At 71.9% G+C, this 20,760-nt stretch carries 22 protein-coding genes and 1 pseudogene; 14 read left to right on the forward strand and 9 right to left on the reverse strand.

From position 1 onward, the window contains the following. From ABZY57_RS21910 to ABZY57_RS21925, 4 genes and pseudogenes are all read right to left on the reverse strand, one after another. Nucleotides 1–166 (reverse strand): annotated as a pseudogene (locus ABZY57_RS21910) (urease accessory protein UreF); the annotation flags it as partial. Between the two features lie 37 nt (nt 167–203). Then, the gene (locus ABZY57_RS21915) at nt 204–1,925 is read right to left on the reverse strand and encodes an urease subunit alpha (protein ID WP_356514376.1); all 1,722 of its coding nucleotides are present in this window, start codon (nt 1,923–1,925) and stop codon (nt 204–206) included. Continuing rightward, nucleotides 1,918–2,229, reverse strand: coding sequence for an urease subunit beta (locus ABZY57_RS21920; protein ID WP_356514378.1), 312 nt, complete (start codon nt 2,227–2,229; stop codon nt 1,918–1,920). Before ABZY57_RS21920 ends, ABZY57_RS21915 begins: the two co-directional genes overlap by 8 nt. Continuing rightward, the gene (locus ABZY57_RS21925) at nt 2,226–2,546 is read right to left on the reverse strand and encodes an urease subunit gamma (RefSeq protein WP_356514380.1); all 321 of its coding nucleotides are present in this window, start codon (nt 2,544–2,546) and stop codon (nt 2,226–2,228) included. The genes ABZY57_RS21920 and ABZY57_RS21925 overlap by 4 nt, the downstream gene beginning before the upstream one ends. A 293-nt stretch (nt 2,547–2,839) precedes the next feature. Between ABZY57_RS21925 and ABZY57_RS21930 the strand changes: the two genes are divergently transcribed. Then, nucleotides 2,840–3,241: a VOC family protein gene (locus ABZY57_RS21930; RefSeq protein WP_356514382.1), complete on the forward strand. Its 402-nt coding sequence runs from the start codon at nt 2,840–2,842 to the stop codon at nt 3,239–3,241. A gap of 25 nt (nt 3,242–3,266) precedes the next feature. Here the strand turns inward: ABZY57_RS21930 and ABZY57_RS21935 are convergent, their stop codons facing one another. Further along, on the reverse strand, nt 3,267–3,719 hold the full coding sequence (locus ABZY57_RS21935) for an ATP-binding protein (RefSeq protein WP_356514384.1): 453 nt from the start codon (nt 3,717–3,719) through the stop codon (nt 3,267–3,269). Nucleotides 3,720–3,916: 197 nt separating this feature from the next. On the opposite strand from ABZY57_RS21935, the gene ABZY57_RS21940 reads away from it, so the two are divergent. Together ABZY57_RS21940 and ABZY57_RS21945 are read left to right on the forward strand one after the other, a co-directional pair. Then, on the forward strand, nt 3,917–4,804 hold the full coding sequence (locus tag ABZY57_RS21940; protein WP_356514386.1) for a helix-turn-helix transcriptional regulator: 888 nt from the start codon (nt 3,917–3,919) through the stop codon (nt 4,802–4,804). Between the two features lie 12 nt (nt 4,805–4,816). Continuing rightward, entirely contained in the window at nt 4,817–5,035 is a 219-nt protein-coding gene (locus ABZY57_RS21945; RefSeq protein ID WP_356514388.1) for a DUF397 domain-containing protein, read from the forward strand. 95 nt (nt 5,036–5,130) lie between these two features. Here the strand turns inward: ABZY57_RS21945 and ABZY57_RS21950 are convergent, their stop codons facing one another. Then, complete coding sequence (locus ABZY57_RS21950; RefSeq protein WP_356514390.1) at nt 5,131–6,306, reverse strand: 8-amino-7-oxononanoate synthase; 1,176 nt, start codon at nt 6,304–6,306, stop codon at nt 5,131–5,133. 157 nt (nt 6,307–6,463) lie between these two features. Between ABZY57_RS21950 and bioB the strand changes: the two genes are divergently transcribed. The 4 genes from bioB (at nt 6,464) to ABZY57_RS21970 (ending at nt 10,775) form a co-directional block, all read left to right on the forward strand. Continuing rightward, nucleotides 6,464–7,699, forward strand: a complete 1,236-nt coding sequence (bioB, locus tag ABZY57_RS21955; RefSeq protein WP_356514392.1) for a biotin synthase BioB — start codon at nt 6,464–6,466, stop codon at nt 7,697–7,699. Further along, on the forward strand, nt 7,692–9,041 hold the full coding sequence (locus tag ABZY57_RS21960; protein WP_356514394.1) for an adenosylmethionine--8-amino-7-oxononanoate transaminase: 1,350 nt from the start codon (nt 7,692–7,694) through the stop codon (nt 9,039–9,041). The genes bioB and ABZY57_RS21960 overlap by 8 nt, the downstream gene beginning before the upstream one ends. A 1-nt stretch (nt 9,042) precedes the next feature. Then, nucleotides 9,043–9,744, forward strand: coding sequence for a dethiobiotin synthase (gene bioD, locus ABZY57_RS21965; RefSeq protein WP_356514396.1), 702 nt, complete (start codon nt 9,043–9,045; stop codon nt 9,742–9,744). A gap of 164 nt (nt 9,745–9,908) precedes the next feature. After that, a complete protein-coding gene (locus tag ABZY57_RS21970; protein ID WP_356514398.1) occupies nt 9,909–10,775 on the forward strand; it encodes a DMT family transporter in 867 nt (288 codons plus the stop codon). Nucleotides 10,776–10,868: 93 nt separating this feature from the next. On the opposite strand, the gene ABZY57_RS21975 is transcribed toward ABZY57_RS21970, so the two are convergent. Beyond that, nucleotides 10,869–11,300: a GNAT family N-acetyltransferase gene (locus tag ABZY57_RS21975; protein WP_356514400.1), complete on the reverse strand. Its 432-nt coding sequence runs from the start codon at nt 11,298–11,300 to the stop codon at nt 10,869–10,871. A 318-nt stretch (nt 11,301–11,618) separates the two neighbouring features. Here ABZY57_RS21975 and ABZY57_RS21980 point away from each other — a divergent pair, with 318 nt between their 5' ends. From ABZY57_RS21980 to ABZY57_RS22005, 6 genes are all read left to right on the forward strand, one after another. Next, entirely contained in the window at nt 11,619–12,959 is a 1,341-nt protein-coding gene (locus tag ABZY57_RS21980) for a hemolysin family protein (protein WP_356514402.1), read from the forward strand. Beyond that, a complete protein-coding gene (locus tag ABZY57_RS21985; protein WP_356514404.1) occupies nt 12,956–13,975 on the forward strand; it encodes a hemolysin family protein in 1,020 nt (339 codons plus the stop codon). The genes ABZY57_RS21980 and ABZY57_RS21985 overlap by 4 nt, the downstream gene beginning before the upstream one ends. A gap of 73 nt (nt 13,976–14,048) precedes the next feature. Beyond that, on the forward strand, nt 14,049–14,840 hold the full coding sequence (locus ABZY57_RS21990; protein WP_356514406.1) for an SGNH/GDSL hydrolase family protein: 792 nt from the start codon (nt 14,049–14,051) through the stop codon (nt 14,838–14,840). 197 nt (nt 14,841–15,037) lie between these two features. Continuing rightward, nucleotides 15,038–16,471, forward strand: coding sequence for an adenylosuccinate lyase (purB, locus tag ABZY57_RS21995; RefSeq protein ID WP_356514408.1), 1,434 nt, complete (start codon nt 15,038–15,040; stop codon nt 16,469–16,471). Next, a complete protein-coding gene (mug, locus tag ABZY57_RS22000) occupies nt 16,468–17,028 on the forward strand; it encodes a G/U mismatch-specific DNA glycosylase (RefSeq protein ID WP_356514431.1) in 561 nt (186 codons plus the stop codon). The genes purB and mug overlap by 4 nt, the downstream gene beginning before the upstream one ends. Before the next feature lie 46 nt (nt 17,029–17,074). Further along, a complete protein-coding gene (locus tag ABZY57_RS22005) occupies nt 17,075–17,728 on the forward strand; it encodes an HAD family hydrolase (RefSeq protein WP_356514433.1) in 654 nt (217 codons plus the stop codon). Between the two features lie 38 nt (nt 17,729–17,766). Here ABZY57_RS22005 and ABZY57_RS22010 read toward each other — a convergent pair whose 3' ends face one another. Both ABZY57_RS22010 and ABZY57_RS22015 read right to left on the reverse strand, forming a co-directional pair. After that, nucleotides 17,767–18,516 (reverse strand): ABC transporter permease, encoded by a 750-nt coding sequence (locus ABZY57_RS22010; RefSeq protein ID WP_356514410.1) that lies wholly within the window; start codon nt 18,514–18,516, stop codon nt 17,767–17,769. A 26-nt stretch (nt 18,517–18,542) separates the two neighbouring features. Next, complete coding sequence (locus ABZY57_RS22015) at nt 18,543–19,454, reverse strand: ATP-binding cassette domain-containing protein (RefSeq protein WP_356514412.1); 912 nt, start codon at nt 19,452–19,454, stop codon at nt 18,543–18,545. 108 nt (nt 19,455–19,562) lie between these two features. On the opposite strand from ABZY57_RS22015, the gene ABZY57_RS22020 reads away from it, so the two are divergent. Then, nucleotides 19,563–20,756: a histidine kinase gene (locus ABZY57_RS22020; RefSeq protein ID WP_356514414.1), complete on the forward strand. Its 1,194-nt coding sequence runs from the start codon at nt 19,563–19,565 to the stop codon at nt 20,754–20,756. Nucleotides 20,757–20,760 lie beyond the last annotated feature (4 nt).

Genomic DNA, 20,760 nt, shown 5'->3' on the forward strand with positions numbered 1-20,760 from the left:
CCGCGACGAGCCCGGCGGTGTGCAGCCGGCCCCGGCAGAACTCCGCCAGGGTGGCCGCGTCGTGGATCCGGCCCGCCTTGCAGGCGGCCTCGGCCCCGCCGGAGTGGGCGTGCCCTCCGGCGGGGAAGCGGCCGTCGGCGAGGACGAGGAGGGTGGCGAGGCTCATGGGAGGAGGCCCCTCTCGTCAGAAGAGACGGCGTCCATCAGAAGAGGAAGTAGCGCTGGGCCATAGGAAGTTCCGCTACCGGGGCAGGTTCCACCACCTCGCCGTCGATGGTGACGGTGAAGGTGTCGGCGTCGACTTCCACCCTCGGCATCGCGTCGTTGTTGCGCATGTCCGCCTTCGTCACCTTCCGGGTGCTCTCGATGGCGACGAACTCCTTTCCGAGCCCCAGCCGTTCGGGCAGTCCGTCGTCGAGGGCCGCCTGGGCGGTGAAGTTGACCGAGTTGAGCCCGGGGGCCCGCCCGTGGGCTCCGAACATCGGGCGCGGCAGGACCGGCTGCGGGGTGGGGATGGAGGCGTTGGCATCGCCCATCTGCGCGTAGGCGATCTGGCCTCCCTTGAGGACCAGTTCGGGCTTGACCCCGAAGAAGGCGGGCTTCCACAGGACCAGGTCGGCGAGCTTTCCGGTCTCGACGGAGCCGATCTCCCGGGCCAGGCCCTGGGCGACGGCGGGGTTGATCGTGTACTTGGCGACGTAGCGCCGGGCCCGGTGGTTGTCGGCGGGTCCGTCGCCGGGCAGGGAGCCGCGCCGCTTCTTCATCACGTGGGCGGTCTGCCAGGTGCGCAGGATCACCTCGCCGACGCGGCCCATGGCCTGGGCGTCGGAGGAGATGATCGAGATGGCTCCGAGGTCGTGCAGGACGTCCTCGGCGGCGATGGTGGAGGGCCGGATCCGGGACTCGGCGAAGGCCAGGTCCTCGGGGACGGCCGGGTTGAGGTGGTGGCAGACCATCAGCATGTCGAGGTGTTCCTCGACGGTGTTGACGGTGTGCGGGCGGGTCGGATTCGTGGAGCTGGGCAGGATGTTCGGCTCCGAGACCACAGTGATGATGTCGGGGGCGTGCCCGCCGCCCGCGCCTTCGGTGTGGTACGAGTGGATGGTCCGGCCGCCGATGGCGGCGAGGGTGTCGGCGACGAACCCGGCCTCGTTGAGGGTGTCGGTGTGGATGGCGGCCTGGGCGCCGGTCTCCTCGCAGACGGTGAGGCAGGCGTCGATGACGGCGGGGGTGGATCCCCAGTCCTCATGGAGCTTGAAGCCGAGTGCGCCGCCGCGCAGTTGGGAGTGCATGCCCTCCCGGGACATGGTGTTTCCCTTGCCGAGCAGGCCGATGTTGACGGGGTAGGCCTCCAGCGCGGCGAACATCCGGGCCAGGTGCCAGGGCCCGGGGGTGACGGTGGTGGCCTTGGTGCCCTCCGCGGGGCCGGTGCCGCCGCCGACGAGGGTGGTGATGCCGGAGGCGAGGGCCTCCTCGATCACGGTCGGGGAGATGAAGTGCACGTGGGCGTCCACGGCGCCGGCGGTGAGGATCTTCCCGTTGCCCGCGATGATCTCGGTCTCGGGGCCGATCACCAGGGCGCGGTCGACGCCGTCCATGGTGTCGGGGTTGCCCGCCTTGCCGATGCCGCAGATGCGGCCGTCGCGGATGCCGACGTCGGCCTTGACGATGCCCCAGTGGTCGAGGATCACCACTCCGGTGATGACGGTGTCGGCGGCACCCTCGGCGCGGGTGGTGCGGGCCTGGCCCATGGATTCGCGGATGACCTTGCCGCCGCCGAAGACGGCCTCGTCTCCGGCCCTGCCGGGGCCGCCGCCGAGGTCCTGCTCGATCTCGACGAAGAGGTCGGTGTCGGCGAGGCGGATGCGGTCGCCCGTGGTGGGCCCGAAGAGGTCGGCGTAGACCTGGCGCGACATCTCAGCCATCGAGCGGCCCTCCGGTCTCCCCGCGCAGTCCCGGCACCGTGCGCAGCCCGGCCAGCGGTACGAGGGCCACGGCGACCGGGATGCCCGGCTCGAAGCGGACCGCAGTGCCGGCGGCGATGTCGAGCCGCAGTCCGTGGGCGGCGGCACGGTCGAAGTCGAGGCCCGGGTTGGCCTCGGCGAAGTGGTAGTGCGAGCCGACCTGGACGGGCCGGTCGGCGGCGTTGAGCACGGTGAGCCGGGTGACGGGCCGGCCTTCGTTGAGGCGCACCGGGCCGTCTCCGTAGGCGATTTCGCCGGGGATCATGCGGGGACTCGCTTGTCGACGATGGGATCGTGAACGGTGACGAGCTTGGTGCCGTCCGGGAAGGTCGCCTCGACCTGGACGTCGTGGATCATCTCGGGAATCCCCTCCATGACCTCCTCGCGGGAGAGCACCGTCCGCCCGGAGGCCATCAGCTCGGCCACCGTCCGGCCGTCGCGGGCCCCTTCGAGGATGTGGGCGGTGATCAGGGCCACTGCCTCGGGATGGTTGAGGAGCACACCCCGCGCCTTGCGTCTCTCGGCCACGTCGGCGGCCACGTGGATGAGCAGTCTCTCCTGCTCGTGGGGGGTCAGCTGCACAGCAATCACCAAGCTTCCGGGACATGACCAACATCGCGCCGAGCCGACCCTATGGGCCGCCAACGCTTTGTTGACCTGCACATATCCGAGCCAAGCGTGTCTTGCCCAACACAGGGAAAGACTTTTCCGTCCCGCCCACCGGCGCTTTGCCGGCTCATGGGTGACCATGGGCGGAAGGAACGTGGCCGCTACGCTAGGCGCCGCGTTTTTCCGCTGAGTTAACCCACGTTTCGAGCAGGTACCCGGTTCAACTCCGGTCGTCGTACGGCACCGTTCCGTATACGGAGCCGCCCATGAGGAGCAGCATGTTCGCGAACCCCGTCCACCACATCACTTTCGACGCGCAGGAGCCGTACGCACTGGCCCAGTTCTGGTCCGAGGTCACCGGCTGGCCCATTCACCCGGACGACCTTGCGGACGACCCCGAGATCTCCCTGGTGCCGGAGCAGCCGGGGGTGACCGGCCTGCTGTTCATCCGGGTGCCGGAGGGCAAGTCCACGAAGAACCGGGTCCACTTGGACATCCAGCCGACCAGCGGCACCCGCGACGAGAACGTGGAGCGGCTCATCGCGCTCGGCGCGAAGCTCCAGGGCGACCACCGCCGGGAGGACGGCAGCGGCTGGGTCACGCTGACGGACCCGGAAGGCAACGAACTGTGCATCGAGCGCAGTGCGGCGGAGCGCGCCGGGGCCTGATCCGGCCGTTGCCGGAGCGGGCCGGTCAACAGCCCGTGCGCGTCCGTGCCGGGGCGCCGGCCACCGCCCAGGGCAGCGCGATCCACACGGTCTTGCCGCCGTCCTCGGTCGGGCTGACCGAGAGCCGGCCGCCGGCCTCCGCGGCGAGCCAGCGGATGATGACCATCCCCCGGCCGTTGTCCTGCTGGACGGCGGCCGGGAGCCGCTTGGGCCAGCGCGGGTGGCTGTCGGTGACCCCGATGCGGAGCCACTCCTCGCGCTCCAGGCGGATGTCCACGGTGAAGGTCGGCGACTGGCCGAAGGTGTGCTGCACGGAGTTGGTGGCAAGCTCCGAGACGATGAGCCGGACGCTGTCGGCGGTCTCGGTCCCCTCGGACAGTCCCCACTCGGCCAGCACCTGCGCGACGTAGCGGCGGGCGGCCGCGACCGAGGCGGGATCGCTCGGCAGAGTGACGGATGCTTCCTGATGATCTGCCATGGCGACGATCCCTTTCCCACCGGGGCGAAGCCGCCCCGGATCTGTGCTGGACGCCAGAGTGCCACCCATCGTCCCGCTGTTTCCGCAGATCCCTCAAGATATGCATATATCTGTCGCTCAATGCGGTGAACTCTGCTACGGAAGAGCGTATTTGGACGGCAGACTGGTGCGAGCTGTGCCGGTGGAAGGAGGCGGGTGTGCAGCATGGTCCCGCGGTGCGCCGACGCAAGCTCGGCGAGGAACTGCGTGCCCTTCGTGACCGGACCGGACTCACCAGCGGTGAGGCGGCCCGGCTGGCGGGATGGCACCAGTCGAAGATCAGTCGTATCGAGACGGGACGCAGCGGCGTCAAGGTGGAGGACATCCGGCTCCTGCTCGACGTCTACGGGCAAGACGTCGTGAGCGCGCAGCAGCGTGCGCTGCTGGAGGCCCTCTCGGCCTCGGCGGCGGGCCCGGCCCCGGATGCCGACACCGGGCGCGGCCGCCAGTGGTGGCACGACTACCGGGGGCTGTTGCCGCAGGAGTACCGGGACTTCATCAGCCTGGAGGCGGGTGCCCGGTCGGCCCGCACCGTCGAGCTGTCCGTGGTGCCGGGGCTGCTGCAGACCCCGGGGTACGCGCGCGCCGTGACCCGGGCCGCGCTGGGCGGGCTGCCGGAGCCGAAGGTGGACGCGCTGGTCGACGTACGGCTGGCGCGTCAGTCCGTACTGCGGGCCGATCCGCCGCTGGAGCTGAGCGCGGTGCTGGACGAGGCGGTCCTGCGGCGCGCGATCGGCGGGGCGGGGGTGATGGAGGAACAGTTGAGGCACCTGGTGGAGGTGGCGCGATTGCCCCAAGTGCGGCTCCAGGTGCTGCCGTTCAGCGTGGGGGGACATCTCGGCCTGACCGGACCGTTCGTCATCTTCTCATTTCCGAACATCGCCGATCTGGATGTGGTGGTACTCGACCATTTGACGAGTAGCCTCTATCTGGAGCGGAAGGAAGACCTTGAGGCGTACAGCGCCGCGTTCCGCACCATCCAGGCGCACGCCCTCCCGCCCCGCGATTCGTCGGATCTCATCAGCGCCCTCGCTGACGACGCGTAAGGAGGCACCTCCGTGTCCGCAACCCCCTTATCCACAGGCGGACTTCTGAACAGCGCGCGGTGGCGGCGAAGTAGCCGCAGCACCGGAATGAACAACTGTGTGGAAACGGCCGTCCTCGGCGGTCTGCTCGCCGTCCGCGACTCCAAGCGGACGGAGGGCCCGGCCGTGCTCTTCACCGGGCCGGCCTGGAACGGCTTCCTCGTCTCCGTTCGTGCGGATCTCGAGACGTAGGCACGGCACGGAGAAGGCACCGGCAAGGCCTGGGCAAGGCCTAGCCACGCAGGAACGCAGGACGCAGGAACGCGGGAGCGCCCCCAACGGCTCCGTCAGCGGTCCGTGGCTCCGGCCGGGGCGGTCCCCAGGATCGTCTCCACCGCACGGCTGATCTCGTCCCCCGTGAGATCCGCCCGCGCGGTCAGTCGCAGCCGGGAAATGCCGTCCGGTACCGACGGCGGCCGGAAGCACCCCACGGACAGACCTGCCTCGCGGCAGTCGGCGGCCCAGCGCAGTGCCGCCGAAGCCGACGGGGCCCGTACCGACACCACGGCCGCGTCCGGCCGGGCCGCGGTCAGGCCGGACGCGGTGAGCCGCCCGTACAGTTCGGCGGCCACCGCGCGGGCGCGGTCCGCGCGCTCCGGTTCCCGCAGGAGCAGGCGCAGGGCGGCCAGTGCGGCGCCCGTCGCGGCCGGGGCCAGCCCGGTGTCGAAGATGAAGGTGCGCGCCGTGTTGACCAGGTGCCGGATCACCTTGGCCGGGCCGAGCACCGCCCCGCCCTGGCTGCCCAGGGACTTCGAGAGGGTCAGCGTCGCGACCACCCCGGGCGCCCCCGCGAGCCCGGCGGCGTACAGCGCCCCGCGGCCGCCCTCACCCAGGACCCCGAGGCCGTGCGCGTCGTCCACGAGCAGGGCCGCGCCCTGGGACCGGCAGGCCTCGGCGTGGGCCGCGAGCGGGGCGGCGTCCCCGTCGACCGAGAACACCGAGTCGGTGACCAGCAGCGCCCGCCCCTGGTGGGCGGCGAGCGTCTTGCGGGCAGCGTCCGGGTCGGAGTGCGGGACGACTGCGGTCTCCGCGCGCGACAGCCGGCAGCCGTCCACGATCGAGGCGTGGTTGCCGGCGTCGGAGACCACCAGTGAGCCCCGGTCGCTGAGCGCGGTGACGGCGGCCAGGTTGGCCGCGTATCCGGAGGAGAGCACCAGCGCGGCCTCGAACCCGCAGAAGGCGGCGAGCTCCCGCTCGAGGTCCGCATGAAGCTCGGTCGTGCCCGTGACGAGACGCGATCCAGTAGCTCCGGCCCCCCAGCGCTCGGCCGCCTCGTGCGCGCCGCGCACCGTTTCGGGGTGCCGGGACAGCCCGAGGTAGTCGTTGCTCGCGAGATCCAGGAGGGGCGAGTCCGCCGGCCGCGGGCGCAGCGTACGGACGAGTCCGGCCTGCTGCCTGGCCAGCTCCGCGTCGTCGATCCAGGAGAAGACGTCCACGGGGGCGGGGGTGTGCTGGTGCGGCATCGACGGTCCTCGCGTTTTTGTCGGCAGTCCACAGACCTGCCCGACCCTAACTGCCCGTGACCCCTGCGTCAGGTGTGGCGATACACACACTCTCTTCCGGCCATGTTGTTCGATCTCTCCTTGGCCGGGAGTGCCCGTGTGGGACAGGATCGGCATCATGGACCTGCTGAACACCCTCGTGGACAAGGGGCTGCGGCGTGAGCTGCCGACCCGCGAAGAGGCACTCGCCGTGCTGGCGACCTCTGACGACGAACTGCTCGACGTGGTGGCCGCGGCCGGCAAGGTGCGCCGGCAGTGGTTCGGACGCCGGGTCAAGCTGAACTACCTCGTCAACCTGAAGTCGGGGCTCTGCCCCGAGGACTGCTCGTACTGTTCCCAGCGGCTGGGATCGAAGGCCGAGATCCTCAAGTACACGTGGCTGAAGCCCGAGGAGGCCTCCCAGGCCGCGGCCGCAGGCGTCGCCGGTGGTGCGAAGCGCGTATGCCTCGTGGCGAGCGGGCGGGGTCCGACGGACCGCGACGTGGACCGTGTCGGCAAGACCATCGCGGCCATCAAGGAGCAGAACGAGGGCGTCGAGGTGTGTGCCTGCCTCGGTCTGCTGTCGGACGGCCAGGCCGAGCGCCTGAAGGACGCGGGCGCGGACGCCTACAACCACAACCTCAACACCTCCGAGGCCACGTACGGCGCGATCACCAAGACGCACACCTACGCGGACCGGGTCGACACCGTGCAGAAGGCGCACGCCGCCGGCCTGTCGGCCTGCTCGGGCCTGATCGCGGGCATGGGCGAGAGCGACGAGGACCTCGTCGACGTCGTCTACTCGCTGCGCGAGCTGGACCCGGACTCGGTGCCGGTCAACTTCCTGATCCCCTTCGAGGGCACCCCGCTGGCCAAGGAGTGGAACCTCACCCCGCAGCGCGCCCTGCGGATCCTGGCGATGGTCCGCTTCGTCTGCCCCGACGTCGAGGTCCGCCTCGCGGGCGGGCGCGAGGTGCACCTGCGCACCATGCAGCCCCTCGCCCTGCACCTGGTCAACTCGATCTTCCTGGGCGACTACCTGACCAGTGAGGGCCAGGCCGGACAGGCCGACCTCGACATGATCGCGGACGCCGGCTTCGAGGTGGAGGGCGCCGGTACGACCACCCTTCCCGCGCACCGCTCCGAGGTCGCGGAAGCCACCGGGGGTTGCGGCTCCCACGGCGCCGGCGCCTCGGTCTGCGGCTCCTCCGCCACGGCGGACGAGGCCGGCTGCGGTTCGGCGTGCGGCGGCTGCTCGGGGCACGCCGGGCACGAGGCCCCCGTACCGGCCCAGGCGGAGGCGGGCGAGGTCCGGTCCGGTCTGGTGGCGGTACGCCGTCGCGGCGCGGGAACGGATCTCGCGCCCAATGCCTGATCAGCACCCCGCGCGTCCCTCGCAGCAGGCGACCGGCGCACTGCCCGCCCGCGAGCTGCTCGCGCTGGACCGTCAGCACGTCTGGCACCCGTACGGCCCGATGCCCGGGCGGCAGGAGCCGCTCGTCGTCGCCTCGGCCTCGGGGGTCCGCCTCCGGCTGGCCGAGCCCTCGCTGGGGCAGGACGAGCTGGTCGACGGCATGTCCTCCTGGTGGTCGGCGATCCACGGGTACAACCACCCGGTGCTGAACGAGGCGGTCACCGGCCAGCTCGGCCGCATGTCGCACGTGATGTTCGGCGGGCTCACCCACGAGCCCGCCGTCCGGCTGGCCGCGAAGCTCGTCGAGCTCACCCCGGCCGGCCTGGAGCACGTCTTCCTCGCCGACTCGGGCTCGGTCTCGGTCGAGGTCGCGGTGAAGATGTGCCTCCAGTACTGGCGTTCGGTGGGGCGCCCCGAGAAGAACCGCCTCCTCACCTGGCGCGGCGGCTACCACGGGGACACCTGGCAGCCCATGGCCGTCTGCGATCCCGAGGGCGGCATGCACGAGCTGTGGTCGGGCATCCTGCCGCGCCAGCTCTTCGCGGACGTCCCGCCCAGCGGCTTCTCCGCTCCCGTGGACGAGTCCTACGTCGCCCACCTGCGCTCGCTGTTCTCCGCGCACCGGGACGAACTGGCGGCCGTGATCGTGGAGCCGGTGGTCCAGGGCGCGGGCGGCATGCGCTTCCACAACCCGGGCTACCTCCGGGTGCTGCGGGAGCTGTGCGACGAGTTCGACGTGCTGCTGATCCTGGACGAGATCGCCACCGGCTTCGGCCGCACGGGCGCGCTGTTCGCGGCGGACCACGCCGGGATCACCCCGGACGTGATGTGCCTGGGCAAGGCGCTGACCGGCGGTTACCTCACCCTGGCCGCGACGCTCTGCACGGAGCGGGTCGCGGACGGGATCTCGCAGGGCGAGGTCCCGGTCCTGGCCCACGGGCCGACCTTCATGGGCAACCCGCTGGCCTCCTCGGTGGCCCTGGCCTCCATCGACCTGCTGCTCGGGCAGGACTGGCAGGGCGAGATCAAGCGCATCGAGGCGGGCCTGCTGGAGGGCCTGGCCCCCGCCGCGGACCTGCCGGGCGTCCGGGAGGTCCGGGTCCTGGGCGCGATCGGCGTCGTCCAGCTCGACCACCCGGTCGACATGGCCCGCGCGACGGCGGCGGCGGTCCAGGAGGGCGTCTGGCTGCGCCCGTTCCGGGACCTGATCTACACGATGCCGCCGTATCCGACGGGCGACGCCGACCTGGCCCGCATCTGCCGGGCGGTGGTCGCGGCCGCGGCGGCCTCGAAGGAGGCCTGACATGGCGGTGCTGATGGTCTCGGGGACGGGAACCGAGATCGGCAAGACGGTCGTCACCTCGGCCGTCTCGGCGGCCGCGCTCGCGGCGGGCCTCTCGGTGGCCGTACTCAAGCCGGCCCAGACGGGCGTCGGCCCGGACGAGCCCGGAGACGCGGCGGAGGTCGGCCGGCTGGCCGGCTCCGCCGTCACCACGGTCGAGCTGGCCCGCTACCCGGAGCCGTTGGCCCCGGACACGGCGGCCCGGCGCGCGGGTCTCCCGACGGTGTCCCCGGAGCGGATCGCGGAGGCGGCGCGCGAGCTCGCCCTCTCCCACGACCTCGTCCTGGTCGAGGGCGCGGGCGGCCTCCTGGTCCGCTTCGACGAGGTCGGCCACACCCTGGCGGACGCGGCCCGCCTGCTCGGCGCTCCGGTGCTGATCGTGGCTCCGGCGGGTCTCGGCACCCTCAACTCCACGGCTCTGACGGCCGAAGCCCTCCGCGCCCGGGGCCTGACCTCCCCGGGTGTGGTGATCGGCAGCTGGCCGGCCGAACCGGACCTGGCGTCCCGTTGCAACCTGGCCGACCTGCCCTCGGTCTCCGCACTCCCCCTCCTGGGCGCGGTGCCGGCCGGCGCGGGCACCCTCCCCCCGGCCGCGTTCCGCACCGCGGCGCCCGGCTGGCTCGCCGCCCGCCTCCACGGCACCTGGTCGGCGCCCGTCGCCTGACCCCGCCTCTGCGGGCTGACCCCCGCCTGCGCGGGCGGGCCGGGGCGGCAAGGCTCCGTACGGCGCCCCGGCCCGTAAGGCCGGACGGGGGAACGGGCGGTGCCGTGCGGTCAGCCGATGGTGTCGTGGTGGGGAGTCGCGGCGGGGCGGATGAGTATCGGGAGGTGGGCTTCCTCTTACCCGTCCTCTTCGCGCTGTTCGCGGCGCTCAGCAACGCGCTCGCGACCGTGCTCCAGCGGCGGGCGGCGCTCACCGTGCCGCAGAGCGACGGGTTCCGCTTCGGGCTGGTGCTCGACCTGCTGCGCCGGCCGCTCTGGATCGGCGGGATCCTGGCCGTGATCGCGGCCGGTGCCGGGCAGGCCGTGGCGCTGGCCACCGGCGCGCTGGCCCTCGTACAGCCCCTGTTCGTCCTGGAGCTGCCGCTCGCCCTCCTGATCGCCTCGCTGGTGACGCGCTCGCGGATGCCGGGCCCGTTGTGGCTGGCCGTGGGAGGAGTGGTGGCCGGGCTCGGGATCGTCCTGGTGGCCGCCTCACCGACGGGGAACCGTACCGATGTTCCCGGCGACCGGTGGGTCACCGCCCTGGCGGCCTGCGCCGTGGCCGTCGCGGTGCTCGCCGTGGTCGGCCTGCGGCGGCGGCCCGGCCGGATGCGGGCCGGATGCCTCGGCGCGGCCACCGCCGTCTGTTACGCGCTGACCGCCGCGCTGATGAAGTCGGCCATGCACGTGCTCGACGACGACGGCATCGGCGCCTTCCTGGGCTCCTGGGAGACCTACGCCTTCGCCGCGACCGGCCTCTGCGCCCTCCTGCTCCTCGAACACGCCATGCAGGGCGGGCCGCTGGTTGCCTCGCAGCCCGCGCTGACGCTCGGCGACGCGGGCGTGAGCGTCGCCCTGGGAGTGCTGCTGTACGAGGAACACCTGCGGACGCACTGGTGGCTGCTGCCGCAGTTCCTGGGCCTGTGCCTGATCTGCGCCGGAGTGTTCGCCCTGGCCAGGAACGGTGCGGGGGCCGACGCCGACGCGACGTGAGACGGCGGATCCGGCCCCTCGGGCGTCAGTGGCCTCCGGTGCGCGGACGCAGGCGCAGACAGGGACGCAGCCGGGGGCCGGTGGGGGGTGGCGTCACGCCGTCTCCACCAGCGGCTTGACCCAGCGCCGCCAGTGATCCTCGCGGTGGTAGCCGGCGGCGGCCCACGCCCGCTGCGCGCGCTCGTTCGCTTCGAGGACCATCGCGTCACCGCGGCGGCCCCCGACGGCGACGAAGCGCCGTTCGGCCGCTTCCAGGAGCGCCGTGGCGATCCCCTGGCGACGTCGGGACGGCAGTACGGCGAGCCGGTACAGGGACGCCCGCCAGCCGTCCCAGCCGGCGATCACGGACCCGACCAGGACCCCGTCGCACTCCGCGAGGATCAGCGCCTCGGGATCACGGGTGACGAGCCGGGTCACTCCGTCCGCGTCGTCCGTGATCGACGTGCCCTCCGCCGCTTCCTTCCAGAAGGCGAGCACGGTCCCGGCATCGGCCGGCACCGCGGCCCGGATGTGAAGATCGGTCATGCCCGGGAGCCAAGCACGACCGGCCGGTGGCCCGCCACCGACTTCCGCCCACCGAGACGCAGCGGTGCGCGCACCGCGTCCGTCTCCGGACGCCGCCGCGGGTTCGATGCGAAGATCCTCCCTATCGGCTCCGCCGAAGGAATGATCCACCCCCCTTTGCCCTTCCTTTACCCTGTAGGCAGCTGTTCCTCTCCTCCCCTCCCACGAAAGGTGTGAGCGTCCGTCCATGGGCGAGCCTCCCAGTCCCCTCCCTTCCCGTCCGCGACAGCGCGCGACACCCCTCCTCCTGGCTGATCATGGGACGGAGGTGACGGACCGATGACCGAAGTGCTCCTGCTCGTCGTGGCGCTGCTGCTCTGCCTTGCCTGCGGAGTCTTCGTCGCGGCCGAGTTCTCGCTGACCACCATCGAGCGCAGCGAACTGGAACGGGCCGTCGAGCGCGGCGAGCGCGGCGCCGAGAGCGCCCTGACCGCGGTCCGGAGCCTGACGTTCCAGCTCTCCGGCGCCCAGCTAGGCATCACGGTGACCGGCCTGGTCATCGGCATGATCTCCAAGCCCTCGATCGCCGCCCTCCTCCAGGGCCCCTTCGAGGCCATGGGGCTGTCCGCCTCAGCCGCGTCCTCCACCGCCCTGGTCCTCGGCACCGTGCTGTCGACCGTCGTCCTGATGGTCGTGGGCGAGCTCGTCCCCAAGAACTGGGCGATCTCCTCGCCGCTGGCCGTCGCCAAGCGGGTCGCCACCGCACAGCGGGTCTTCAGCCGCGCCTTCAGGCCCCTCATCAGCCATCTGAACACCACGGCGAACCACCTGGTCCGCCGGTTCGGCATGGAGCCCGCCGAGGAGCTCGCCTCGGCGCGCACCCCTAAGGAGCTGGCGGCCCTGGCGCGGCACTCCGCGAAGGCGGGCGCCCTGGAGAAGGACACCGCCGAACTGTTCGTACGGACCTTGAACCTCGCCGACCTGACCGCGGAGAACGTCATGACCCCGCGGGTCCAGGTCACCGCCCTGGAGCTGCAGACCACCGCCGAGGACGTGGCGAATGCGACGCTGGCCACCGGGCTGTCGCGCTTCCCCGTCTACCGGGGCAACCTCGACAGCGTCGTCGGCACCGTCCACATCAAGGACGTCCTGGCACTGCCCGCCGAGGAGCGCCACAACCACCCCGTGTCCTCGCTGCTGCGCGAACCCCTCCTCGTACCGGAGTCGCTGACCGTGGACCGGCTGCTGGACCGGCTGTCCGGCAGGCAGACGATGGCCGTGGTCATCGACGAGTACGGCGGCACCGCCGGTGTGGCCACGCTGGAGGACATCGTCGAGGAGGTCGTCGGCGAGGTCCGCGACGAGCACGACCCGCACGAGACCCCCGACCTGGCCCCGGCCGGGGAGGACGCCTCCGGGCGCGCCCTGTTCTCCGCGGACGGCTCCGCGCGCACCGATCAGCTCGAGAGGATCGGGCTGCGCGTGCCGGACGGCCCGTACGAGACGCTGGCCGGTCTGATAGCGACCGAGCTGGGGCGGATCCCGCTGGTCGGCGACACCCTGGAGCTCGACGGCTGGCGGCTGGACGTGGTGGACGCGAGCGGGCGGCGCGCCGCGCGGGTGCTGCTGCACGTGCCGGTCGAACCGATCCCCGGTGATGGTGTGGAGGAGGCCCGATGACCGCCGTCCAGTTGCTGATCGGCCTGGCGACCCTGGTCGTCAACGCCTTCTTCGTCGGCGCGGAGTTCGCCATGATCTCCGTGCGGCGCAGCCAGATCGAGCCGTACGCCGAACAGGGCGACCGCAGGGCGCGCGCCGTGCTGTGGGGCCTGGAGCACGTGTCGGCGCTCATGGCGGCGGCCCAGCTGGGCATCACGCTGTGCACCCTGGTGCTGGGTGTGGTGGCCGAGCCGGCCATCGCCCACCTGCTGACCCCGGCGTTCGACTTCCTCGGGGTGCCGTCCGGGCTGACCCACGCGATCTCCTTCGTGGTGGCGCTGGCCCTGGCCACGTACCTGCACATGCTCTTCGGCGAGATGCTGCCGAAGAACGTGGCGCTCGCCGAGCCCGTGCGAACCGCCCTGCTGCTGGGGCCGCCGCTGGTGGCCCTGACCCGGGGGCTGAAGCCGGTGATCTTCGCGATCAACGCCTTCGCCAACGCCCTGCTGCGCCTGCTGCGCGTGGAAGTCAAGGGCGAGGTCGGAGCGACCTTCTCGGACGACGAGCTGGCCCGGATCGTCAAGGACTCCAGCGACGCGGGACTCATCGACGACCGCGCGAGCGAGCGGCTGCACGACGCCCTGGAACTGGGGCGTCGGCCGGTGACCGATGTGGTGCTGCCGGCGGACCAGGTGGTTCCGGCCCGCGAGGGCATCACACCCGCCGCTCTGGAGCGGCTGTCGGCCGAGTCGGGGTACTCCCGGTTCCCGGTGATCGACGCGCGGGGCCGGATCCTGGGGTACCTGCACGTCAAGGACGCACTGGACGCGGCGGAGCGGGAGGAGCCCTTCCCGGTCACCGCGCTGCGGCCGATCGCGCAGGTCCGGGCGGAGACCCCGCTGGACGACGTGCTGACCGCGATGCGGCGCAGCCGTACGCACCTGGCGGCGGTGCTCGGGCCGGACGGCGTCATGACGGGGCTGGTCACGATGGAGGACGTGCTGCGGGAGCTGTTCGGCAGGCCGGCTTCGACGTAGCGCGTCGCATTGCGCGCGGTGCGCCTGCCCCGCCTGCGGGGTGGGCGTACCGCGCGGTAGCATCGCTCCCGCCATGGAGATGAATGCGCGGTACACCAGTTTCGTCGCGGTCGGCGACTCCTTCACCGAGGGCATGTCGGACCTGCTCCCCGACGGCTCCTACCGGGGCTGGGCCGATCTGCTCGCCGACCGCCTCGCCGCCCGCGAGCCGGGCTTCCGCTACGCGAACCTCGCGGTGCGCGGCAAGCTGATCGGGCAGATCGCCGGGGAGCAGGCGCCCGCTGCCGCGAAGATGGGCGCCGATCTGGTGACCCTGGTCGGCGGGCTGAACGACACCCTGCGCCCCAAGGTCGACATGGGCCGGGTGCGCGGGCACCTGGAGGAGGCCGTCGGCTTGCTGGCACCCTCCTGCGGGACGCTGGTCCTGATGCGCTCGCCGGGCCGCAACGGCCCCGTGATGGAACGCTTCCGTCCGCGCATGGAGGAGCTCTTCGTCATCATCGAGGAGCTCGCCGCGCGGCACGGCGCCCTCGTGGTCGACCTGTACGGGTCCGCCGCGCTCGGCGATCCGCGGATGTGGGACGTCGACCGGCTGCACCTCACGGCCGAAGGCCACCGCAGGGTCGCGGAGGCGGTCTGGCAGACTCTGGGCCTGCCGCCCGAGGAGGACTGGAGCACCGAACTGCCGCCCGCCGCGCCTCCCGGCTGGGCCGCCCGCCGCACGCAGGACCTCAGCTTCGCACGGCAGCACCTGCTCCCCTGGGTCGGCCGCCGCCTGACGGGCCGCTCCAGCGGCGACGGCCGGCCCGCCAAGCGCCCGGAACTGCTGCCGTACGAGGCTCCGGCGATCGACCGGCTCGTCTAGGCCGTCTCCTTCGGATCTTGCCGGTCAGGCACGATCCGCAAGAGACGGCCCAGCCCGGTGGGCCCCGCGCCCCCGCCGCGCCCGCCCCTCGCCCGCCCTCCGTCCACCCCTCGCGCGGTCTCGTAGCAAGGCACAATCGCGGCCGGGTCCCCTACCTGCGTAAACACACAGCCGCGGCCCAAGTAGAATCCCTCCACGTGACTGCCAAGCCCCGCATCCCCAATGTCCTGGCCGGCCGCTACGCCTCCGCGGAGCTCGCCGTCCTGTGGTCCCCCGAGTACAAGGTGACGCTGGAGCGGCGGCTGTGGCTCGCCGTGCTCCGCGCCCAGAAGGATCTCGGCATCGAGGTACCCGACGAGGCCCTCGCCGATTACGAGCGCGTCCTGGAGACCGTCGACCTCGCCTCCATCGCCGAGCGCGAGAAGATCACCCGGCACGACGTGAAGGCCCGCATCGAGGAGTTCAACGCCCTCGCCGGCCACGAGCACGTCCACAAGGGCATGACCTCCCGCGACCTCACCGAGAACGTCGAGCAGCTCCAGATCCGGCTCTCGCTGGAACTGGTCCGGGACCGCACGGTCGCCGTCCTCGCCCGCCTCGGCAAGCTGGCCGGCGAGCACGCCGAGCTGGTCATGGCCGGCCGCTCCCACAACGTCGCCGCTCAGGCGACCACCCTGGGCAAGCGCTTCGCCACCGCCGCCGACGAGCTGCTGGTCGCGTACGGCCGCCTGGACGACCTGCTGACCCGCTACCCGCTGCGCGGCATCAAGGGCCCGGTCGGCACCTCGCAGGACATGCTCGACCTGCTGGGCGGCGACGCCGCGAAGCTGGCCGACCTGGAGCAGCGGATCGCGGCCCACCTCGGCTTCGGCCAGGCCTTCACCTCGGTCGGCCAGGTCTACCCGCGCTCGCTCGACTACGACGTGGTCACCGCCCTGGTCCAGCTGGCCGCGGCACCCTCCTCCATCGCCAAGACGATCCGTCTGATGGCCGGCCACGAGCTGGTGACGGAGGGCTTCAAGCCCGGCCAGGTCGGCTCCTCCGCGATGCCGCACAAGATGAACACCCGCTCCTGCGAGCGCGTGAACGGCCTGATGGTCATCCTGCGCGGTTACGCGTCGATGACCGGCGAGCTGGCCGGCGACCAGTGGAACGAGGGCGACGTCTCCTGCTCCGTGGTCCGCCGGGTCGCGCTGCCCGACGCCTTCTTCGCTCTCGACGGCCTGATGGAGACCTTCCTGACCGTCCTCGACGAGTTCGGCGCCTTCCCCGCCGTCGTGGCGCGCGAGCTGGACCGCTACCTCCCCTTCCTCGCCACCACCAAGGTCCTGATGGGCGCCGTGCGCGCCGGGGTGGGCCGCGAGTCCGCCCACGAGGTCATCAAGGAGCACGCGGTGGCCTCCGCCCTCGCCATGCGCGAGCAGGGTGCCGAGCGCAACGAGCTGCTGGACAAGCTGGCCGCCGACGACCGGATGCCGCTGGACCGGGCCCAGCTGGACGCCCTGATGGCCGACAAGCTGTCCTTCACCGGCGCTGCGGGCGACCAGGTCGCCGCGGTGGTCTCCCGCATCGAGGAGATCACCAAGGAGCACCCCGAGGCCGCGGGCTACACCCCCGGGGCGATCCTCTGACCCGCGAAGAGCTGAACTCCGCCCGCGACCGCGTCCTCCCGGACGTGGTCGCGGGCGGTCTTCGTGTCCTCTTCTGCGGAATCAACCCGGGCCTCCTCTCCGCCGCGACGGGCCACCACTTCGCCCGCCCCGGCAACCGCTTCTGGCCTGTCCTGCACCTGTCGGGCTTCACCCCGCGCCTCCTGTCCCCCGACGAGCAGGACGAGTTGCCGACCTACCGTCTCGGCATCACCAACGTCGTGGCCCGAGCCACGGCCCGGGCCGACGAGCTGAGCGCCGAGGAGTTCCGCGAGGGCGGCCGCATCCTGACGGCTAAGGTGGAACTCCTGCGCCCCCAGTGGCTGGCCGTGGTCGGAGTCACCGCCTACCGCACCGCCTTCGGCGAGCGAAAGGCCCAGATCGGCCCCCAGGAGCGCACCATCGGCGTCACCCGCATCTGGGCCCTGCCCAACCCCAGCGGTCTCAACGCCCGCTGGACCGCCGCCTCCATGGCCCAGGAGTACGCCCGCCTCCGCGCGGCCGCCGAACACCCGGGGCCGGCCGACGCCGTTTCCTAGACCACCCGCGCTCTCGGTCCCGGCGGCCTACTATCCTCCGGGGATGATCTTCAAGCCGGTAGAACTCGTGATGTTCGACTGCGACGGAGTTCTCGTCGACAGCGAGCGGATAGCGGCCCGCGTGCAGGTGGCCCTAGGGGCGGAGCTCGGGTGGCCTCTCACCGAGGCCGAGGTCGTCGCGCAGTTCATCGGGCGCTCCTCCGTCTCCATCCGTGAACAGATCGCCGAACGGCTCGGTCCTCGCACGGCTGACCTCTGGTGGGACCAGTTCGAGGAACGCCACCGAGAGGCGGTGGACCGCGGACTCTCCCCCGTCGAGGGGCTGCCCGAGGCACTCGACGCGATCAGCCTGCCGACGTGTGTCGCGTCCAGCGGCTCGCACGAGAAGATGCGGCACACCCTGGGCCGTACCGGCCTCTACGAACGGTTCGCCGGGCGCATCCACAGCGCCACCGAGGTGTCCCGCGGCAAGCCGGCCCCGGATCTCTTCCTTTACGCCGCACGGCGGATGGGAGTGGATCCCGCCGCTTGCGCGGTCGTGGAGGACAGCCGCCCCGGCGTCCAGGCGGCCCGCGCCGCCGGGATGCGGGCCTTCGGCTACGCCGGCGGGCTGACCCCCGCCGAGCAGCTCGAGGGCCCGGGGACCGTCGTCTTCGACGACATGCGCCACCTTCCCGGCCTCCTCGCCGCCGCCCGCTGACCCCGCAAGGCAGAGGGGCCCGGGCGGCCGGTCCGGCGTCAGGCGTCCCGCCGCCGCACCGACAGCCAACCGGCGGTCACCGCGACCAGCGCCCACAGGGCGAGTACCCCGAGACCGGACCAGGGAGCGAGGCCCACCGAGGTGTCCAGCCGCATCATCATCTGCCCCGCACGGTCCGGCAGGTACTGGGCGATGCCCTCGGACTTCGCGGCGAGTACGAACGACACGATCAACGTGAAAGGTATGAGGAGACTCAGTACGGCCGCCGCGCTACGCAACACCGCCGTCAGTCCGGCCGCCAGCAGGGCCATCAGCGCGAGATACGCTCCGCAGCCGAAGATCGCACGGTAGGTGCCCGTACTGCCCAGCTCCAGGGTGTAGGGACCCATGAACGCCTGTCCGCCGATGAAGGTGGCCAGAGCGGTGAGCTGTCCCACTACGAAGGCCAGCCCGCCCACCATGGCCATCTTCGACAGGTAGAGCCGTGTACGGTTCGGCACCGCGGTCAGCGACGTGCGCAGGGCGCTGTTGTGGAACTCCGAGGAAAGCGCGGTCGCACCGAAGGCGAAGGCGGCTATCTGACCGAAGTTGAGGCTGTAGAAGGCCGCGAGGAGGGGGTCCTCCCCCATGCTGCCGGCTTCCGCCGTGCCGATCAGAGAGGCCGTCAGTACCTGGATGCCCACCGTGGCGGCGAAGACGGTTATCAGCGCACCGAGGGTGCCGCGCAGGGACCGTATCTTGATCCATTCCGAGTGCAGGACGGGGACGGTGGGCAGAGCGGTGCTCATGGGGAAGCCTCCTTGGGAAGAACGGGTCAGGGGGTGGCGGCGAACTGGGCGCTGTCCGCGGTGAGATCGAGGTAGGCCTGCTCCAGGGAGGCCCGCTCGTCGATCAGTTCCAGCATCGGAATGCCCTCGCGGGCCGCGATGACGCCGAGTTGCTCGGCGTGGATGCCGTCCACGGTCCACCGCCCGCCCTCGGCGGTGACCAGTTCGAAGTCGTCCCGGGCCAGGGTGGCCCGGAGCCGGACGGGGTCCGTGGTGCGCAGCCGCACCCTCGGGGTGCTGCGGGCGTCGATGAACTCCTCTATGGAGGTGTCGGCCAGCAGCCTGCCCTGCCCGAGGACGACCAAGTGGTCGGCGAGGGCGGCGGTCTCGGTCATCAGGTGGCTGGAGACGAGGACGGTGCGCCTCTCGGCGGCCAGACCGCGCATGAGCTCACGGATCCAGATGATGCCCTCGGGGTCGAGGCCGTTGGTGGGCTCGTCCAGGAGCAGCACTTCGGGATCTCCGAGCAGCGCGGCCGCTATGCCGAGGCGCTGACGCATGCCCAGGGAGAAGGTCTTGATCCGCCGCTTGGCCGCCGAGGCTATCCCGGACTGCTCCAGGACCGCCTCCACCCGGCTCATCGGGATGCGGTTGGCCGCGGCGAGGAAACGCAGGTGGTCCCGGGCCGTGCGGCCGCCGTGCGCCGACTGCGCGTCCAGCAGGGCGCCCACCCGGTGGAGGGGATCGGGGAGTTCGGTGAACCGCCGACCGCCGATGGTGGCCGTCCCGGAGGTGATCCGGTCCAGGCCCAGCAGCAGCCTCATCGTGGTCGACTTCCCGGCGCCGTTGGGGCCGAGGAATCCGGTGACGCGACCGGGCATGACATCGAAGGTGAGGTGGTCCACGGCCCGGGTCCGGCCGAATTCCTTGGTCAGTTCTCGGATCTCGATGCTGTTCATGTCTCAAGGTTCGCCGCCGGCCCCACCCCTCTTCCTCCCCCAAGCGAGGGTTCCTCCTCCCCCACGTGGGGGAGGAGCCACACCGCCCCGAACTGCGACGATGAGGGGATGCACCGACTGTTCCGCTCCGCGCTGCGCCCAGTGACCTACTCGCGCTGGGTGCATCTGTCCGCGCCCACCCTGATGCTGGCCGTGTGGATGTTCATCGAGCCCGCGGCTCCGTGGGTGCCGCTCCTCCTCGTCGTGCCCCTGGGGCTGCTGCCCTGGATGCGGGTCGCCGAGGGAGTCCAGGCGCAGTTCCTGCTCACTCCCCCCGAGCGCACCGCCCGGGGCACGCGGGAGGCCGAGGAGAACAGCTTCAGCACCATCGGGTCCCAGACGTGGAGCGACCGCTGGCGGACCTTGTTGTGGCTGGAGATACGGCTCGTCGTCTCCCTGGCCACGCTGTTCGCCACGGTGTGGCTGCCGCTGCTGACGGTCCAGCTGGTCACGGTCGGACTCGGCGGGAGGGTCACTGACGAGAATGTGATACCCGCGGGATTCCCCCTGTGGGCGGCTTGGCTGCTGTCACCACTGCCACCGGTCCTCCTGCTCGTGATCGTGATCCTGCTCGGCGACATGATCACGGCCATCGCCCGCCGGCTGCTGGGGCCTTCGGCTACGGAGCGGCTCACCGCGCTGGAGGTGCGGACCGAGCAGCTGCTGGAGCGCACCCGCATCGCGCGGGAGCTGCACGACTCCATCGGCCACGCCCTGACCGTGGCCGTCGTCCAGGCGGGGGCCGCGCGGGCGGCGGGCGATCCCGAGTTCACGGACCGCGCGCTGAGCGCGATCGAGGAGACGGGCCGGGCCGCGCTGGAGGACCTGGACCGGGTGCTGCGCGTCCTGCGCGAGTCCGGGCAGCGGCCGTCCCAGCGGCCCACCCTGGCGGAGGCCGACCGACTGCTCGAGTCGGCGCGCGCTTCCGGCGCCACCGTCGACGCGCAACTGATCGGCCCGCTCGACCAGTTGCCCGACCCGGTCAGCCAGGAGGGGTACCGGATCCTGCAGGAGGCGCTCACCAATGTGCTGCGGCACTGCGGTCCCGTGCCCGTACGGGTGCGGATCGGCATGGTCGCCGACCGGCTGGACCTGGAGGTGACCAATCCACTGCCCGACCGGCCCTCCGTCATGACCGGCGGCGGCACCGGACTGCGCGGGATGCGGGAGCGGGCCGCGCTGCTCGGCGGGGAGACCGAGACCGGTCCGTACAAGGGCGGTTGGAGGGTGCGCACGCGGCTGCCGCTGGAGCGAATACGCTGACCGG

This window comes from Streptomyces sp. NPDC006450 (assembly GCF_040612195.1).
Taxonomy (GTDB): Bacteria; Actinomycetota; Actinomycetes; order Streptomycetales; family Streptomycetaceae; genus Streptomyces.

What these genes read in the sequence shown, in the direction of transcription:
- ABZY57_RS21915 (WP_356514376.1), bottom strand. Translation starts at nt 1,925, where the DNA reads ATGGCTGAGATGTCGCGCCAGGTCTACGCCGACCTCTTCGGGCCCACC.
- ABZY57_RS21920 (WP_356514378.1), bottom strand. Translation starts at nt 2,229, where the DNA reads ATGATCCCCGGCGAAATCGCCTACGGAGACGGCCCGGTGCGCCTCAAC.
- ABZY57_RS21930 (WP_356514382.1), top strand. Translation starts at nt 2,840, where the DNA reads ATGAGGAGCAGCATGTTCGCGAACCCCGTCCACCACATCACTTTCGAC.
- ABZY57_RS21935 (WP_356514384.1), bottom strand. Translation starts at nt 3,719, where the DNA reads ATGGCAGATCATCAGGAAGCATCCGTCACTCTGCCGAGCGATCCCGCC.
- ABZY57_RS21950 (WP_356514390.1), bottom strand. Translation starts at nt 6,306, where the DNA reads ATGCCGCACCAGCACACCCCCGCCCCCGTGGACGTCTTCTCCTGGATC.
- bioB (WP_356514392.1), top strand. Translation starts at nt 6,464, where the DNA reads ATGGACCTGCTGAACACCCTCGTGGACAAGGGGCTGCGGCGTGAGCTG.
- ABZY57_RS21960 (WP_356514394.1), top strand. Translation starts at nt 7,692, where the DNA reads ATGCCTGATCAGCACCCCGCGCGTCCCTCGCAGCAGGCGACCGGCGCA.
- bioD (WP_356514396.1), top strand. Translation starts at nt 9,043, where the DNA reads ATGGCGGTGCTGATGGTCTCGGGGACGGGAACCGAGATCGGCAAGACG.
- ABZY57_RS21975 (WP_356514400.1), bottom strand. Translation starts at nt 11,300, where the DNA reads ATGACCGATCTTCACATCCGGGCCGCGGTGCCGGCCGATGCCGGGACC.
- ABZY57_RS21980 (WP_356514402.1), top strand. Translation starts at nt 11,619, where the DNA reads ATGACCGAAGTGCTCCTGCTCGTCGTGGCGCTGCTGCTCTGCCTTGCC.
- ABZY57_RS21985 (WP_356514404.1), top strand. Translation starts at nt 12,956, where the DNA reads ATGACCGCCGTCCAGTTGCTGATCGGCCTGGCGACCCTGGTCGTCAAC.
- ABZY57_RS21990 (WP_356514406.1), top strand. Translation starts at nt 14,049, where the DNA reads ATGGAGATGAATGCGCGGTACACCAGTTTCGTCGCGGTCGGCGACTCC.
- ABZY57_RS22010 (WP_356514410.1), bottom strand. Translation starts at nt 18,516, where the DNA reads ATGAGCACCGCTCTGCCCACCGTCCCCGTCCTGCACTCGGAATGGATC.
- ABZY57_RS22015 (WP_356514412.1), bottom strand. Translation starts at nt 19,454, where the DNA reads ATGAACAGCATCGAGATCCGAGAACTGACCAAGGAATTCGGCCGGACC.
- ABZY57_RS22020 (WP_356514414.1), top strand. Translation starts at nt 19,563, where the DNA reads ATGCACCGACTGTTCCGCTCCGCGCTGCGCCCAGTGACCTACTCGCGC.